The organism is Vibrio sp. RE86 (assembly GCF_013114545.1).
In the GTDB taxonomy this organism is placed as follows: Bacteria; Pseudomonadota; Gammaproteobacteria; order Enterobacterales; family Vibrionaceae; genus Vibrio.
In genome coordinates this window covers 238,658-255,557 of record NZ_VTXI01000001.1, presented here as the reverse complement: position 1 = coordinate 255,557, position 16,900 = coordinate 238,658, and the positions used below count along the sequence as shown (strand labels likewise).

Sequence of the window (16,900 nt, the reverse complement as noted above, 5' to 3'; positions counted from 1 at the left end):
ATTCAATGCTCATGTAGCCGTTGTCGAATTTATGTCGAAGTTAGTGTGGGCGATATTTTTTTTAATGTCGAATCCAATTCGACAAAAACTCGACATTGCCAAGATGAAAATCTCTCACAAGAAATCACGGGGGAAATCATCATGAATGCAAAACTAACAACGCTGTCTTTAGCAACAATGCTTATTGCTGCACCGTCACTCGCTGTCGAGCTTATTGGTCAAGTAGAAAGCAAGCATAGACAAAGCGTCGTTGCTGAAATTAACGGTGTTGTAGAAAGCGCAAATTTCGAACCAGGTGATAAAGTTGAGCAAAACACCTTACTAGCAAGTATCAAAACTCAAAGCTTCGACTTCGAATTATCAAAAAAACAGGCTGGCCTAGAGCTCGCCCAAGCTGATTTACACCTCAAGAAAACCACTTTTGAGCGTTTCCAAGAGTTAGTACGAAAGAAAAGCTTATCTACTAATGAGTTAGATACGGCTAAAGCTGAATACTTAAATGCCAAAGCCACTCTCCGACTGGCCGAAATTGAATTAGAACAAGCTAAACAAAACCTCGATGACACCAAAGTGACATCAACAATGGGAGGCTTTATTGTCAGTCGCAGTGCCGAAGACGGCGCGTGGGTAAACCAAGGGGATCTGCTATATCAACTGGTCAACATCGACACCGTTACCATTAAGCTTTTGGCCAGCGAATATGACATCACATTGTTGAAGGTTGGTCAGGCCATTGAAGTTTGGTCTGAAACTGAACCATCTAAAAAGGTTAAGTCCGTAGTTAAGCGCATTGGGGTCGAAATGGATGCAAATACTCATGCCTACCCGATTGAAGTCGAGGTCAACAATCTCGATTATTCGCTAAAGCCAGGTATGTCCATTTATGCCTCCACTGACATCACCGAATCAAACTAATAGGTCCTAAATTATGATTGCTTATTTCGCTCAGCGGGGCTTTCTTGCTCGAATCATTACCCTTATGGTTCTGTTACTTGGCGCAGCATCGCTCACTACACTCAAGCTCCAAGAGTATCCGGACGTTGCGTTCGATACTGCTGAAATTGATACTTTTTACCCTGGTGCGACGGCACAAGATGTTGAACTGAACATCACTAACCCAATCGAGAAGGAGCTGAGAACCGTTCAAGGTATCAATTACTTCTACTCTCACTCAACTGACGGACACTCATATATTGAGATCGAGTTCAATGAAGGTGGTGATTCGGCCAAAGTACTTCGAGATGTTCAGCAGGCAGTTGATCGCGTAAGTGGTCTACCAAAAGATATTTCTAACCCACCTGTTGTCACTCAAAAACAAACGTCTTCTTTTGAAGTACTGACGTTTGGCGTGAGCTTGGCGCAAAACAATACCGACAAAGCATCACTACAGCATTACGCTCGTCAATTAGAGAAAAGCTTACTCAATGTTTCGGGTGTGAGCTCTGTTTCAATGAGCGGCTACAACGAGCGCGAGTTTTGGGTAGAGATTGATCCAACCAAGGCCAGCCGTTACCAAGTGTCACTGAGTGAAGTCAGCACAGCCATTTCACAACATAACCTGTCTCAATCTGGCGGTGTTGTAGAGTCTTGGGACAGCGAGCAAAAAATCGTCACTATGACACAGGTTCAGTCGACTGAAGATATTGGTAATATTGTCGTCAAAGCCCTTTCTAACGGTACGATTGTCAGAGTTTCAGACGTTGCTTATGTGGAAGATACGTTTGCCAAAGCCACTGAACTCGGTCTTCTTAATGGACAATCTGCGATACTTTTCTCAGTAACGAACAGTGGCAGTTCGGACATCATTAACACAGTTGATAACGTTAAGAACCTAATCAGTTCAGAACAAGAGCGTTTCATCACTCAATACCAATTCGGTTATGGTATGAACCTCGCTGACGATATGCAAAATCGATTCTCGATCGTTTCAATGAACGGCGTCATCGGTCTAGCGTTAGTTCTTATCGTATTGAGCATGGTGCTAAAGCGTCAGGTTGCGTTTTGGGTTTCGCTCTCTATCCCATTTTGTATTCTAGGTGTGCTTGCTGTTCTACCAATGCTAGGACTTAACCTAGACAGTATTACTCTGGCGGCACTGTTGTTAGTGATCGGTATTATTGTCGATGATTCGGTGATTGTTGCTGAGAGCATCTATCAAGAAAAAGAGAAAGGGAAAACTGGAGTCGACGCTGCTGTATCGGGCACCAAGAAGGTGATCAAGCCTATCATTGCGAGCTTATCAACCACTGCTCTGGTCTTTATTCCGATGATGTTCATTCCAGGGACAATGGGTAAAGCAGTACTCGTGATTCCTATCACTGTTATCGCTGCCTTATTACTTTCGCTGATGGAGTGTACGATCACCCTTCCTGCACACTTATCCGGTGCATTAGAAAGTAAAGCAGACAACTCACAAGATAAGTTTAACAGCATTAGCCTTGCTTACCGCCGTCTATTGACCCAAGCGTTAAACTATAAAAAGAGTGTCATTCTAGCGGCGCTAGCAATCTGCGTTGCCTCAGCGGGACTGATCTCAACCTTGAAAATCGACATCTTCCCATCTGAAGCGGCGAAGTACATCGAAGTTTATACTGAAACTAAACCTGGAACACCATTAAGCGAAATTCGTTCTGCTCATAAAGCCGTAGAGCAAGCAATAAATGATCTGCCTGAGAATGAACTTGCCAGCTATGAGCTGACCTATTCTTCCCCGGTGACCACTGGTGTCATTACCTTAACGAACTACGAACAGCGTGACCGCACCGCCGCTGAAATCATCAAAAGCTTAAATGCTCAGTTTGAAAAGTCCGAGCAAGACCTCTTCGTCAAACTTTCCATTGATGCTGGTGGTCCACCTCCTGGTGAACCCGTAGAGATTCGAGTATTAGGCGGAACGGTAACAGAGCGAGAGCAAGCAGTTGCTTTGGTTTCAGACTGGCTAAATACACAATCAGGGATCAGCGGAGTGACGAACAACGAAGCACTTAAAGATCCTCAACTGAATATCGTGCCACAATATGACTGGCTAGCGAAATACAACCTAACGGTTTCAGATCTTGCTTCTGCATTACGTATTGCCTTCGATGGTGACTCTGTAACCTCTACCTGGCTTGGGGATCAAGAGGTCGATATCCGTGTCATTCTTAATGAAGAACATCGTGATTTTGAAAAGTTAAAAACCACGAGAATCTATACTGCAGAAGGTAAGCACGTACCACTGAGCCGCCTAGCAAAAGTAGAAAAGATCGAAGCGCCTCGCCTTATTAAACACTACAACGGCGAACGTGAAGTCACTGTGACAGCGCAAATTACAGATGAGTCAGTTTCACCGGTGACATTGTCGGAGCAACTTATCTCTGAGTTAGCTGGTCAATATTCACAAAGAGTCACGATTGACGTAGGTGGTGAAGCAGAGAACACCAATGAAACCATGAGTGGCTTTATGGTGGCATTCCCCGCTGCTATGGTTGCGATCTTCTTTGTCCTAGCAGTAATGTTCAACTCTTTGCTACAACCACTGCTCGTTATGGCTGTGATTCCATTCGCTGTGATCGCATCATTGATGGCCCTTGTCGTTCACATGCAAGCACTCTCCTTGTTTGCCTTGATTGGTGTGCTCGGTATGACTGGCGTTGTTGTGAACAATTCACTGGTTCTAATCAATCGAATTAATGAGTTAAGACAAGAAGGTCAGCAGGCAATAGACGCAGTGATCAACGCTTCAGTAAGCCGTCTTCGCCCAATCCTATTGACTTCGATCACCACGGTAGTCGGGCTATTACCTTTAGCTTACGGCCTTGGCGGAACCGACGTTTACATGGGACCAATGTCACTCACACTTGGCTATGGTCTATTGTTCTCGCTACCAACTGTACTTTTGGTGATTCCGTCACTCTATGCACTCTGTTTTGTGCGCAAAGAACGTTAATTGCTTCACCCACTTGGTGATGTCTACCAAACCGTATAGGTTAGGTAGACATCTAATCCCCTGCCAATAGTCATTACGCCAAGTGGGCATTTTCTCTTGTTAGAGACTCATTCAGATTTTTCGAACAAGCACCTCAAATTTTACTGATTATCTCACTCATGACTCGCACATATACTAGCGGCAAATAGAGACAACAAGGTTTGAAAGAATCGAACCTAACGAAGAGATATCATTATGACAAATACCCTAGTTTTAAAATCAAGCATCCTTGGTCCTCACTCTCAATCAAACCAGCTGATTGACCACGCATTAGAGGGCAAAACAGGCATCATCGAACGTGACTTGGCTGCAAATCCTGTACCTGTGCTTGATATGGAGATCGCAACTGCGCTGCGCGGTGGTGACAACCTTTCTGAAAGCCAGCAAGCAGCGGTAGATCTGTCTGACCAACTGATTAACGAACTCAAAGCGGCAGACCAAGTTGTAATTGCAGCACCGATGTACAATTTTATGGTTCCAACGCAACTGAAAAACTGGTTCGATATCATTGCTCGCGCAGGGGTGACTTTCTCATACACTGAAAATGGCCCGGTTGGTCTTATCGAAAACAAGAAAGCAATCATCGTGACGACACGCGGTGGCCTGCATAAAGACTCTCCTCGTAACTCAATCGAAAGCTATGTTTCAACCATGCTTGGCTTTATCGGCATTACGGATGTTGAATTTGTCTACGCAGAAGCGTTGAACATGGGGGAAGAGGCGGCAAGCGCAGCGCGTGATTCAGCTCTAAAACAACTGAATGAATTAGTATAAAGCGCCCAGTATAGAAGACATTAGTAACAAACCCGCTAACTAATTTGGCGGGTTTTCTATATGTGGCGAAGGGCTGGGGTTAAGCTCAATTAGGGATTTAATGAATCCCTATCAATGAATTCGCTCTCCGAAAACGAAAAAGCCCCAGCATTTCTGCTAGGGCTTAGAATGTGGCGGAGAGATAGGGATTTGAAAGCTATATCCGCAAGATTAAAACGCTTGTTTTACAATGACTTAACTTTGACTCTCAAAAGCCGAATTTACCATCTGTCTGATACAGATCAAACCAGAAAAAGGCGAATATTGCAACTATAAATAGTGAACACGTACGACCTACAACTAAGTTTGGAAGCTCTCGTTTACTATTCCATTTTGTGTAAGAACATTTGAGAATCTAGCTTCCATCCTGTTGCCGTATTCATAGTCAATTTGTTTTGCATACCCGATCAGTCCGTTTAAATGCGAGACCATGCCAAACACCGTTTGAAATCTTTTGTGCTCAAGATGTTGTGGTATACCAAACTTCTCAATTCCGCGCAGATGACCTTCTAATCGCTTTTTGAAGCCTTTAGATAGTAAAGGTTTTTGACCATCTATGTTTAATCCAAGTACTACTTTTCTACAGCCAGGAGGAATTATTTTCAACTTGGACTTATTTGTGCTGAAATTTCCTGCTCTCAGAACCTTTTTTACATGTCTTACAAACTTGATAGCTCTTTCTCTCGAAAACCTTCTATCAATAGTCGAAAAAGTTAAATCATCAGCATATCTTGTGTAAACGAGTCCATTCTCTGAAGCATAACTATGAAGTTCCTCATCAATTTCTTGGAAAACCAAATTTGACAACATCGGGCTAGTTGGAGCCCCCTGGGGAAGTCTACCAAAGAAGCTAACTCCCTTTCGTTTGTATGGGTACTCTGCCGAATTCGTGTTGAAACTGCGCCACTTTAAGGTGTTTTTAATTCTTAAATGAGTAGGTTGATACGTGCATATTCGCCCTAACTCAAAAGCTAACAAAGGTTTGTAACCGAGTTTTCTAAATACTTTGTAGACCATTACTTCAGAAATTGAGTCAAAAAAGTTTTCAATGTCTATTTTGATAAGCCACTTCGATGAACAGTGCTCTTCAGCACACTTGAAAATAGAAGATTTAGAGTGGTACGAGTAGCATCTAAAGTGAGGAGCTTGCGACGCTAATATTTCTTTATTGATCCAAGTTTGTACCACTTTTAATTCGGCATTTGGAACTGTTAAAAATCTGTGCCCCCCGCTTTTTTTACGGATTCTGTGGAAACAATAGGGCGTCTCATTACGACGAACGATTTCTCTAAGGGAAGGGTAGCTTGCGCCTGTGATATGGCATATGTGGTTTAAGCTAAATACAAATGGAACGGATGTATTGCTTCTTTTGAGGGACTCGTAAACAATTCCTTGAAGTCTTTTTTCTGAAATGCCCTTTTCTAAGCCTTCTTGAATATAAGTGTGAGTTGGGCCGATCGTCATACAGCTACCTTTGATGTTCCCGAGCACTGCTTCATTAATACTCGGAAGGCTACGCACCAGAGATTAATGAAGCAGTGGGCTGCGGATTAATGCGAGACATTTTTCATAGAAAACACTTAACATGCTCTCCAAGTTACCTCCCTTAACTTCGGAAAAGTTAAGGTCGAACACTATCCTGGAATAAAATAGTGCGCCACATGTAAGCCATATGGCTAAACTAGCAGTATGATGCTCACGGCCCAACTAACATTACTTAGGATAATAGTTTTTATCATTAAATTCAATGTGATAGTTTTTAATCTTCCACCTAGAAAGCTCCTTAACCCCTCGTTCAGTGATAGAAATCTCTGAAGACTCAATTGTCAACAATTCCATATCCACCATCAAGTTGAGAATCTCTTGGCACACAGAGTACGACCAATTCAAAATAAGATGTATATCAATAGGGTTTGTGAAGCCGTCATTTACTGCCGTCAGAAACTGCTTAAATCGTACAGAGGTCGGAAGTTGTTGCTCATCTATATGTTCCAAATTCACTCTAAACTGCACAGGTATCGAACGAACGGGAAATAAAGCCTTCCAAATTTTTGTGACTCCCCTCTTAGATGTTGAGGTGGCTTTATATTTAGAGACATTCCTATACAAAATTGCGGGTAAGTTGTTAGGTGCCGAATGTGTGAATACGACCCGAACAGCTGTGTCCTTAAAGCCTAATGGCATACGTTCTTTATTATGAGCATAGTCTTCACATAACCTTAGCAAGGCTTGATGATTTGGTAAGTCATAGAAAGTGGGGCATGCCGCAAGATTGTGAATTTTAACTCTAGCTTTTTTCTCCCAGAACTCAAGATAATCAAGTCCTTGCTCAGAGCCCATAAAAGAGACCACATGTATATCTAACTTGCGCCCCGAAACCCAACTTTTTATTGTTTTGTGATTATAAACAGCCTTAATAAAATCAGAAGTTCTTTTCCCCGAGCCAATCATGTCATCAACTAGTAATATCGCTTGGCACTTCTTTGTTCGTAGTAATGAGAGAGAGGGGGAAAGTTGTTGTTGTAGTATAACTTTAGGTTTAAAAGCTCTTGATAAATTAGTAATTATATTGGATACAAATGCTTCACTACCTAATGGCTCACTGCCTTGCTGAAGTAGAGGGACTATATTGTCATCTGCCACATCGAAGTAGCTCGTTTCTCCGATTAACAGTTCTCTTATCGGATAAATCGCGACACTATCATATTGCACCATGATTTGTTCAAGTTGATACGATAAATCGTTGATTACTCGACTAGTTGGTATTACTACTAAACTGTCAAGTAAGTCGCGAGCCAGTCCTTGATCTTCAGTTTTAAACTGTTTGATGAAGGATTGGCAATAAGTCATGTTACTTAGCATAAAGGTCTAAAACACCATTGATAGTACTTCAATTGTCACAGATATCTGCAAACTTAATCTAAAGTATATGTTGCATATGTTGTAACTCCCAGTAGTTCAACATTCTTCTTGTTAGGTTCTTGTCAAACTGGACATTTGAAGGGTGAAGTTGACTCACTTTGATAGCAGTCTCTCTGGGAACACCCCTATCAGATAGATATCTAGCTAATGGTGTGTGCATGCCTAACTCAATAACAGAAATGATACTCGAATTTTTATGTCCTAGGTCTGCAATTGGTTTTAACAACATAGGTAAACCATAACTTACGTGTTTCCCAAGTTTTTCTATTTCCGAGTCTATCTTGTTATCAATACCGACATCATCAGAATGAAATCTTGCATGGAGAATGTCACGTAAAGGCTTTTCTCTTACCCAGCTCTCTGCACTCTTAGCGACACCATACATATATCCATCATTATCGATCTTTCCTAGGTAACGTTTGAAGTAATAAGGAAACTCCATACGCATTGTAGTCATCCAGTCTAAGAAACCTTGATACATCCCTGGTTCAAAAATATTCGTAGCAAGTGGTTGATAATTGGACTGGTAAATTTGAGTTAACCTCGCCAAATCAACGGGATCCCAGTACCTATTGGCTAAAACAAGGTCTCTTTCAACATTTAGTTTTTCAAGACTCTTCATTATGTCATTAATTAGACCTACCTCTAGGTGCAAGCCAACATCTTTAAGTCGAGAAACTCCTTTCTCTTTACCGTGTCTATAGAGCATTTGCCTTATATGTGTAATGAGCGCCTTTGATGGTGCACCATCAACTACTTGATCTCGCGAAAGCACTTCATCAACAAAATCCGCATGTTGTTGATAGATATCTTGGTAGCCTGTGCGTATGTCTTTATATTCTTCAGGAAATAAAGATGAACCACTGTTTCCATGATTTTCTGAGTCAAAAGAACCTTCATCTAGAACGATGGTTCGACCTATGAAGTCGGTAAGTAGTCTCCCTGCACGCCCTCGTAAGTTGGCAAATTCATAAGCGGATAAACTGACGCTATCTTGCTTTCTTTTGGTGAAGAGATTCGGGTTTCGGACAATTACATTTTTCGCAGGAAGGTTAACACCTTGCATTAGGGTAGTTGTACAGAAAAGATATTTAATAAACTGCCTAGACGTCGCATGCTCTATGCTTTTTCTAACATGCATTGGTGTCTTTCCTGTATGGTAAGCAACACCAGACTCCACGATTGTTGCTAACTCGTAGTTCGAATGTACAGAACTTCTTAGGTAGCTGGATAAGCTACCCAACGCTTTACTATTATCTGGTTCTATATACTTTGCGAATTGATCAGCCGATTTTCTCGCTTGTGTTGAGGTAGGTGAAAAAACAACATTTACGTCATCAGAAAGGCTAGAGAGCGTCCTATGTAAGTAGCCATTGAACTTTGGTGTGTACTGAACTTGCCCCAATCCTTTAATATGACTAGAGTTTTCTATAGTCCTTTGTAACGGCACGTCAAAAAGCGCTGAGTATTGGTTAAGAAGGTAAGTCCCCCTTTTTTTAGATATAGAATAGGTAAGGCTTAAAACAGGAGGAGAGTCAGTTTGTTTTTCCTCTGATACTTCGCCAAAGATCCTAAACCCAAGCCCCCCGATATTTTTAAGTCTTGGCCCGCTCAGAATGATCTTATCTACATTGGCATCATTCCGAACATCTATTAAAACATCGTATAGAACTTTGGAGCGGTCTTCACCTTCATTCGCAACCTTTTCAATGTTTTGAATCTCGTCTACAACCAACATATCTAAATTGCAAACACCTGACTCAGAGAAAAGCGCAATTGCTCTCTCTTGAGTGACAACATAGATGAATTCTTCGAGCTCTTCTTCAAAGGAATTCAATACATCGATATCCCTTATACCATGCTCACGCATGAGCTTGGACAAGTCTGCCGTTACTTGGCTAATAAGGCTCAGAGTTGGCACCACATAGACGAACTTACGTGCCCCTTGTTTTAGCATATCAATAATTTTTAGATATATTAGAAAGGACTTACCAGCTGAGGTCGGAGCTGAGATACCTACTAATCTATTTTGCTCTATTGCCTGCCAAAGGTCGGATTGAAAGCCAGTAAGTGTGTACGTCTTTTCACCGATGGTTATTTGATTTTTTCGGTCATGGATTAGTACTCGTAACTTATCAATATAGCTATTCATCGGGGAGTAAACGCCTTCTTCTCTAAGTTGCTCGTCTAGCATCATAGAGCTTGGAGAAAATCCCATGGAAGATAAGATAGGAGTAATGATCTGTCTTAGATTGTCTTTAATTGATGTTTCTGAGTGAGTCCACAATAGCGAAACGATACTAATAGCAATTTGCCTGTTGAAGTCAGTATCTTCACTGTTCGAAACGTCTTTGAGTAAGTTGAGAGCTTCAAGACATAGTTTGTATGGTATGTAAGTATGTTCAGCATCAATCAAGCTCATTTTTACTGCGAAATTATTGAGTTCGATTTCAAGCAACTGTCTCAAGATGGTTCTATCGGTCATAAAAACTAGGCACTAAAATTCGTTGAGGAGGTCATTTAATGACCAAGTAGGAAATACTACGTAGTGAATCCGCTCCACAATGGCAGGACGAACACCGTTATAGAGATTGTCTTTTACATTTTGCCATCTGTAAGCGAGGCAACTTTCAATTTTATCTTGTATTTCTGTTTGAGTAAGTCCGTCGACCTTTCGGGTTTCTTCATAAGCAATGAGACAAACCAACTCGAAACGCGGTGATTCCAATGTGCCATCTTTCAACTGCCTAGCAATATCTTGAAGGTTAGGGTCAATGAAGTCATCAAGTTGATACAAAATCAACTCGTTATCAATGTTTTCAAATGAATCTACAATACTATTTATTGAAGCTTGTAAGGCTTCATTAAACTTGTACTTAGATTCATAACATTTTGATTCACCGAGGATAAAACATTTACTAGAATCATCTTCGCGGTAATGAATAGCATCAGCGCCGTGTCGCTCCAACCCAGGGTTTGTTGTCAAAGACATTTTCCGTAACAATGGAGGAGCTCTAAAGAAATGTTGAATGAAGTTAAACAAAAGGAGTTCACCATACTGACCCTGCGGACAACCTTTCCTAAACTTTTGATCTGCGACTTGCATTAGGTATGAGCAAGTATTTTGAACATCTCCATTTCTTGCCTGCATCTCTTGAGCGAAAAGCTGATTATACTTGCTTGTCGAATACACCCAGTTTAATGCCGTACTTTTAAGTTCACGTATAAAACTTGAACGCCTTTCTTGAATATCAACATATTTTATCGATACTCCTCTATGAGATGCCCCTTTTGGGGAATCTATGTCTTGTTTAAACCAATAGATTTGGTTCATTAAAGACTCAGTATTAGACAAGAGGTGATCAAACTTCATCAAATACTCATTCCTTTCAACTTGTGATGCAGTGAAACCAGTTTTGCATTATGGCATATCTTTACACCTACTCATACAATGGTTTTATGTATCTCTCACATGCTGTGACCGAATGCAAAGTATCGTTATTAAATGAATTGCGAGGTTTCTGGCTAATGTACCTTTCAATTTCAACCGTTAGTATCTATTCAGTTTACGCAGTGGATTTTCAAAGACTTTCAAACGATTAGTGAGTTCGTTACTTGATTTTCTTAAGTCATCCACATAACTTTCTGGCGTATGTAATGCGTCCTGATAATCTTTCACTTTAGTTATTCGCCTCATCATACCCAGCAGACAACTCAACAATGTGTGATTGAAGGCTTTCATTCTCACTTAGCGCAGAATCCAGCTTCACTTTCACAGATGTATACTCACTTTGCAGTGCTGATAGCTGTTCGTTGATGCCTTGGTAAGTCCCTTGAAGTACTTCGTACTTATCGGTAATTGAGTTCAAATTACTTGTAAGTTTGAGGTTGTGCTGAAGTAAATCCGAGTGGCTTTGCCGTGATTCAGCCAGCTTACATTCTAGTTCTTCAATTTTATCTTCAAGTTGTTCTTTTTCCACAACTTGTTTCTTAAGCCGTTCTTCAATATCAGCAAAGTCAGCTTCAGCTTGCTCCTTAGCTCTATATGTTAGATTGTACTTTGCGTCGAGATCTCTGACACGAATAGCCATCATAGTTTCATAATGCTCGTGCGCCTTGTTATTCAAAGCAGTCGTCATATCACGCATTACTTTACAAAGCTCTTCCTCCCGCTTAGCTAAAAGTTCCTGCAACTCCACTGGAAGGTCATATGACAGAAAAGCAAGGGTAGCTTCACACTCTTTATAGTCTTGCGCATTACGGGCTTCAACAGAGATATGTCCACCTTGTATGAGACGATCTAAATCCGCTTGAATAGTAGAAATTCTTCCTCTGCCAAGCGCTTCCTTGATGTACCAGCCCGAAGGCTTCTTTCCTTTACTGATCAATTGAGTCGCAATGTTGATGATATCGTCATCCGTATATGATTTTGGTCTAGCCATTTTTCACCTGTTTTTAGTTATCATTTTTAGGTTAGTTAGTGAAGTAAGTTAGTCACGTTAACTAACTTACTTATCTATTGAAGCTTCGGCTTCAATTGCAGTATTGGCCTTTTTAATAGCCTTAATTTCTCTGGTAACCCCTTGCGCTACCGAAGGAGGAAGCTCTAACGCGGCACTGAAAGCGGACTCAAGATACTCGGCTTGTTTTTTTGCCACTTTGTTGTCACGCGCATTGATAGCTAGTAGCACTTTCTTGAACACACTGACCAACCTCGGAACGATAGCGTCAGTTAGCTCTAGAGCCAGTTGGGATAACCTTGATTGTTGATCTTTAAGCTCTGTTATCTCAGTGGTTACTGTATCTTTTTCAACTTGAAGCTCACTAAGGTTGACCTGCACTTGAGCCACGTCATTGAGTAACTTGTCAAAGTTATCTTTTAAGGAATGAGTGTTTTCTACTAGCTCATTGTATTGCTGTTCTGCTGAATGAACCTTTGCTTGAACCAACTCAAGTTGGTGCGTGTAGTAGTTATGGCTTCGAGCAGACTTAGGCAAGTTTGCTTCCTTGTCTATCTTCTTGCGCTGCGCGGATTTTCGCTCTGCTTCAGGAGCAAATTCAGCTTTTAGCCCCTTGTTTTTAAAAAGGTGCTCATTGGCAAAATCAAGCATCATACGTTGATGGTAATGACCAAACTTTTGACTGAGCTTCCTGGTAAGCTTGCCATCCTCGGGAAGCAACGCTTCGCTGCGGTGGTTTTCACGAATATACTCATTAACGATGTTAATCTGAGTTTTCCTCAAGTCATATTCACCAGTTTGGTTGTTCCTACCCGAGATAAAGTAGTGAGTATGTGCTCCAGTATTGACATCAACATTTCGCTCATCATCATGTCCAATAATTGCTTGAATATCATAAGCAGGATAATGGTGCTTCAAAAACTCACGCGTAAATGAAATGTATTCTTCAAGCGTTATGGTGTCGTTGCCAACGTTCCATTGATGCGGAACTTTAAAAATGCCTTCTTGCAGAAATACATTGTTCGCTGCTGGTCGCTTCTGCAACTGGTTATAAGCATTCAGATACGTTTCTAGCATCTTGATGCGTTGCTTTTTCCGCTGCATTTTCAGCTTTTTAAATTGCTCGATACATGAGTAGGGCACATGCCCTTTTGCGTTTAAGACTGCTTGCAAAAACTCCGCAGCCTCGGTATTTCCTTTGGTTGTTTCACTCTTAATGGCGTTGTTCATTTTGAGGCGATACTGCCGCTGCTGAGTTTGCAATTTCGATTGATTGCGAATTTTTGGCTGCGGTGCCAACTGATACAACAGCTCTAAACGCTCATCTTCGGGCAATGAGTGCAAGGGTAAAACCTTTGACCCTAGCCAAATTAAGTTGGTATCTGCCAGCTCCTTATTCCACTCTAACCGCTTAGAGTCATTAACAGCGGTGGGTGGTGCAATACGTAATGAGTGAGCTAGAGAGTGTTCGCACTTAACTCGATCAACTGGTTTTGATGTGAAGTTAAAGCGTCGATGAAAGAATCGAATTTCCTTCATAGTCACCCCCGAAGGGGTGAGTATGGTAGAGAGTCAAGAGAGCCATCTCTTGCCCGCAGCTCACGTTCATCTTTTTGGAACAAAAAGTGTGACGGGAGCGCAGCGGGTTGCTTAGTCATCTCACTTTTTAAGTGAATGACTTTGGCACCAATGGTGCCATTCTTGGCAGTGAAACTGCCATGGCTGACAACACAGATGACAATGGTGTCGAGAGTAATCATGGCTGACTCCCGACAAGCATTTTTACCGCAGCGAGAAGCTCAGGTTTAGTTTGTAGCACTTGAATCAAAGCTACGAACTCAGATGAAATTTCTGTCACAGGCACGGGCTCAGAGACTTCCATATCAAACGTACTAGACAGGTTCCTTGCCGAGGCACTTGCGTAGTCGGGGGAGTCTACAGCTATCCATTTGCCATAATGTTTGTCTATCATTGCCGTATCGCTATGGCCCATCTGACGCGCAATCCACTCTTTAGAAATACCTGCCGTCAGGTTTTGACTCGCAAAAGTATGTCGAAGTTGACTTGCGCCACGGTGCTCCACTCCAGCCTTTTCTAGAAATGGCTTGAAAAAGGTTTTATTAAACTGCGCTGCGTGAATGAAAGGGGCATCAGTTTGACTGTTGTAAAAGACAAACTGTAAGTGTTCTTTGATACGACTTTTGTTATCACTTTGCAGCACCGAGATTTCACGAGTCGCCTTGTCACCTGTCAGCTTAAGCTGTTTTAGCAACACTTGAATAGCCAACTCATTGAGCTCGACTTTCCTTATTGACTCTTCAGTTTTTGGAGTCTTGTAATCACTGAGCACCTTGGCCCGACGAACAAACATTTCCTTGCGCTTAAAGTCGATATCTTCCCAAGTTAGTGCAATCAGTTCACTAATCCGAACACCAATAAGAACATTCAACATGAGCGCATGCTTGCCATGTAGACAACCATGAGTATTGTGAAGGCTGTTCAGTTCCGCTTTAGAGAAAGGCTTCGGTTCAACTTTGCACGCTTTAAAGTTCTTGACGTCTAACATTGGGCTAACACCAATAGCACCATCACTGGCCGCGTGCTTAAAAGTACCTCGCAATACGGTCATGAACTCATTGATTGTTTTGTTCGCATAACGCTCGTGGAGGTCGTCAAATAAATCTAGAATGTCGCTATGACAAATGTCGGAGATTAATGTCTCACCGAAGTAGCGCTTCAAGGCGTTCGCTTTGCACTTGTTGTTAACAAGAGTTGATGGAGCAACTCTGAATTTTCGGCTTTTGATGAATTTATCTGCGTAATCTTTAAATTTTTTGGGGTTCCTGTTTTCCATTTTCTCAACTTAGGCAGCTATGGCTGCTCTTCTATTTGAGAGCATCATATCTAGGCAAAATCAGGAAGTCCAAACTGAAAATACTAATATTATTAGTTACTTATTATAAAATCAGAGCACTTTCGTTCTTAATCAATCAGTTAAGAGTTAGCATTTTTTTTCAAAAAAAATGGAAGGCGGTACTGCCTTCCAGTGGTTGAACTTCAAGAGGTGTAACGGCTGATCTCTTTGAGGGTAAACCGACCGATTAAACTTTTCTTGCTGCTTTACTGACATGTTCTGCAAACTTCTCAGCCTCTTGTTCTGAGTAGTATTTACGCTTTCGTCGATGCTTCATTTTGCTATCTCCTCGCTCAATTTTTGTTTGGCTATTGAGTTCTACAGACGATGACTTTCTAACGAACTCATCAGGTTGATTTTTTGTTTCACTCATGTCTTTGCTTCAGTTAGATTGCAGCGCTTTCAAAAGCGCTGCGAATACGGGTGATTAAAGTTCTGCTCATAAGTAACTCCATCGGATTACCATGAGTGAGCAACGACATTGATTTTGTAAATCTGTCGCTGCAACAATGGCTATTTAATTCACTTCTGGGATTAAACTAAGTAGAAAATTGCTAGGATTGCCATGAGTAAGCAAACGGACTCCTCGTGTTAATTGATGATGCAAACTGCCTACTGAGTTCTTCACGGCATCATTCACTGCATAAGTCAGCGTAACGTCATCACACAGCTCTTTATTTTGTTGATTTACCAAACCCGTTTCAAACAGGTATTGCATTATCAGCAGATACAGCTCATCGACGTAATCGTTCCTGGTTGGTATGTGGTTCTTATAAGCAAACTCCTCATACTCTTCTTCAACGATATTCCACAAACTGTAGAGCGAGAAATTAATCGCTTGAAGCTCAGAAAACCAACTAATATCGTCACCAATACCTGATTCTCCTTTTTTTTCAAAACGGCACTCGTTTTCATAGTGATCAACAATACCCTGCGTCATTATCTCTGCAAGTCGATAATGCTCATGTACAAACAAGAGCAAAAGATGACAGTCACGCAATTGATGAAGTTCGTTATAAAGGGAAGAGTACTGACTATTCAGTTTAGGTGCATGCCGATAAGCATCAATTAGAACCTCGTTACATGAAAGTGACATGATCTTATAGCTCTGTTCATCAAAAGCAGAATAACGCTCTTTGACACTGCTGGGAGTGTAAAGGCGCTTATTATCTAGTCCCGTCCATGAGTTGGGAACGATCATGTTATCTCGTGAAGGAAGATGCCATTTTAAAAGATAATGACCTGTGGATGCTTTTGTTTCGTTTTCATCCGTTACTAAAACAAATTCGATACCGAGTGCACTTTGAAAGCTCATAGATATTAAAGATGGCTCTAAATCTAACAGAGCTGGTTTGATAGTGCTTGCGACTAACTCGATCAACTGCTCTTCCGATAAGCTGTAATCGCAGAAAGCCCTGGTGACACGTTGCCAAATGGTGTTTTGAAAGCGAGCCTCTAAAACGGAGTCACTTTCTTGCTTCCAATCCACCAATACATCTTTATTTCGACTTAACCTTTGGTGGACTTCATTAGGGCTGAGATTAAACAAAATGTACGCAAGCATATTATCCCTCTGACGAAAAGGAATACTTAGCTCTAGATTGCGTCTTAGATGTTCATTGAAAGCGTTGGTTAACTTAGTGTAAGTCGATTTGTTGCGTAAACGCATAGCTGTCTCTCCGACATGCAATAGCAAGCTGCGGCTGGCGTTTACAAAAGCTTACTAATGCACTGGGTTTCAGCACAAAGACTTTAAATTAAGTTAAATTGAGTACGGACAGAGGTAGGTATCGCCAGCGACCAGTGTATGTCATCCGCACTCAT

The 16,900-nt window shown here is 41.5% G+C and carries 13 protein-coding genes; 3 read left to right on the top strand and 10 right to left on the bottom strand.

Annotated features, from left to right (window positions below; genetic code table 11):
* Window positions 1–141: 141 nt before the first annotated feature.
* From F0231_RS01190 to F0231_RS01180, 3 genes are all read left to right on the top strand, one after another.
* Window positions 142–915 carry an efflux RND transporter periplasmic adaptor subunit gene (locus F0231_RS01190; protein WP_171757884.1) on the top strand — a complete coding sequence of 258 codons (774 nt, stop codon included), beginning with the start codon at window positions 142–144 and terminating at the stop codon, window positions 913–915.
* Window positions 916–928: 13 nt separating this feature from the next.
* Window positions 929–3,928, top strand: a complete 3,000-nt coding sequence (locus tag F0231_RS01185; RefSeq protein ID WP_171757883.1) for an efflux RND transporter permease subunit — start codon at window positions 929–931, stop codon at window positions 3,926–3,928.
* A gap of 234 nt (window positions 3,929–4,162) precedes the next feature.
* Complete coding sequence (locus tag F0231_RS01180) at window positions 4,163–4,741, top strand: FMN-dependent NADH-azoreductase (protein WP_171757882.1); 579 nt, start codon at window positions 4,163–4,165, stop codon at window positions 4,739–4,741.
* A gap of 339 nt (window positions 4,742–5,080) precedes the next feature.
* Here F0231_RS01180 and F0231_RS01175 read toward each other — a convergent pair whose 3' ends face one another.
* From F0231_RS01175 to F0231_RS01130, 10 genes are all read right to left on the bottom strand, one after another.
* On the bottom strand, window positions 5,081–6,244 hold the full coding sequence (locus F0231_RS01175) for a reverse transcriptase family protein (RefSeq protein ID WP_171757881.1): 1,164 nt from the start codon (window positions 6,242–6,244) through the stop codon (window positions 5,081–5,083).
* A gap of 249 nt (window positions 6,245–6,493) precedes the next feature.
* Window positions 6,494–7,642 carry a hypothetical protein gene (locus tag F0231_RS01170; RefSeq protein WP_171757880.1) on the bottom strand — a complete coding sequence of 383 codons (1,149 nt, stop codon included), beginning with the start codon at window positions 7,640–7,642 and terminating at the stop codon, window positions 6,494–6,496.
* A gap of 58 nt (window positions 7,643–7,700) precedes the next feature.
* A complete protein-coding gene (locus F0231_RS01165; protein ID WP_171757879.1) occupies window positions 7,701–10,187 on the bottom strand; it encodes a DEAD/DEAH box helicase in 2,487 nt (828 codons plus the stop codon).
* Between the two features lie 12 nt (window positions 10,188–10,199).
* Window positions 10,200–11,075 (bottom strand): DUF1837 domain-containing protein, encoded by an 876-nt coding sequence (locus tag F0231_RS01160; protein ID WP_171757878.1) that lies wholly within the window; start codon window positions 11,073–11,075, stop codon window positions 10,200–10,202.
* A 307-nt stretch (window positions 11,076–11,382) separates the two neighbouring features.
* A complete protein-coding gene (locus F0231_RS01155) occupies window positions 11,383–12,144 on the bottom strand; it encodes a hypothetical protein (RefSeq protein WP_253825690.1) in 762 nt (253 codons plus the stop codon).
* Window positions 12,145–12,210: 66 nt separating this feature from the next.
* Window positions 12,211–13,701, bottom strand: coding sequence for a hypothetical protein (locus F0231_RS01150; protein ID WP_171757877.1), 1,491 nt, complete (start codon window positions 13,699–13,701; stop codon window positions 12,211–12,213).
* 2 nt (window positions 13,702–13,703) lie between these two features.
* Window positions 13,704–13,922: a hypothetical protein gene (locus F0231_RS01145; protein ID WP_171757876.1), complete on the bottom strand. Its 219-nt coding sequence runs from the start codon at window positions 13,920–13,922 to the stop codon at window positions 13,704–13,706.
* Complete coding sequence (locus tag F0231_RS01140; RefSeq protein WP_171757875.1) at window positions 13,919–15,016, bottom strand: site-specific integrase; 1,098 nt, start codon at window positions 15,014–15,016, stop codon at window positions 13,919–13,921. The genes F0231_RS01145 and F0231_RS01140 overlap by 4 nt, the downstream gene beginning before the upstream one ends.
* Before the next feature lie 247 nt (window positions 15,017–15,263).
* Complete coding sequence (locus F0231_RS01135; RefSeq protein ID WP_061066152.1) at window positions 15,264–15,449, bottom strand: hypothetical protein; 186 nt, start codon at window positions 15,447–15,449, stop codon at window positions 15,264–15,266.
* A gap of 144 nt (window positions 15,450–15,593) precedes the next feature.
* Window positions 15,594–16,640 carry a hypothetical protein gene (locus F0231_RS01130; protein ID WP_253825689.1) on the bottom strand — a complete coding sequence of 349 codons (1,047 nt, stop codon included), beginning with the start codon at window positions 16,638–16,640 and terminating at the stop codon, window positions 15,594–15,596.
* Between the last annotated feature and the right edge of the window lie 260 nt (window positions 16,641–16,900).

Coding starts and splice junctions, on each gene's coding strand:
- F0231_RS01140 (WP_171757875.1), bottom strand. CDS start 15,016: ATGGAAAACAGGAACCCCAAAAAATTTAAAGATTACGCAGATAAATTC.
- F0231_RS01165 (WP_171757879.1), bottom strand. CDS start 10,187: ATGACCGATAGAACCATCTTGAGACAGTTGCTTGAAATCGAACTCAAT.
- F0231_RS01155 (WP_253825690.1), bottom strand. CDS start 12,144: ATGGCTAGACCAAAATCATATACGGATGACGATATCATCAACATTGCG.
- F0231_RS01170 (WP_171757880.1), bottom strand. CDS start 7,642: ATGCTAAGTAACATGACTTATTGCCAATCCTTCATCAAACAGTTTAAA.
- F0231_RS01185 (WP_171757883.1), top strand. CDS start 929: ATGATTGCTTATTTCGCTCAGCGGGGCTTTCTTGCTCGAATCATTACC.
- F0231_RS01145 (WP_171757876.1), bottom strand. CDS start 13,922: ATGATTACTCTCGACACCATTGTCATCTGTGTTGTCAGCCATGGCAGT.
- F0231_RS01130 (WP_253825689.1), bottom strand. CDS start 16,640: ATGCTTGCGTACATTTTGTTTAATCTCAGCCCTAATGAAGTCCACCAA.
- F0231_RS01135 (WP_061066152.1), bottom strand. CDS start 15,449: ATGAGTGAAACAAAAAATCAACCTGATGAGTTCGTTAGAAAGTCATCG.
- F0231_RS01180 (WP_171757882.1), top strand. CDS start 4,163: ATGACAAATACCCTAGTTTTAAAATCAAGCATCCTTGGTCCTCACTCT.
- F0231_RS01150 (WP_171757877.1), bottom strand. CDS start 13,701: ATGAAGGAAATTCGATTCTTTCATCGACGCTTTAACTTCACATCAAAA.
- F0231_RS01175 (WP_171757881.1), bottom strand. CDS start 6,244: ATGACGATCGGCCCAACTCACACTTATATTCAAGAAGGCTTAGAAAAG.
- F0231_RS01190 (WP_171757884.1), top strand. CDS start 142: ATGAATGCAAAACTAACAACGCTGTCTTTAGCAACAATGCTTATTGCT.
- F0231_RS01160 (WP_171757878.1), bottom strand. CDS start 11,075: ATGAAGTTTGATCACCTCTTGTCTAATACTGAGTCTTTAATGAACCAA.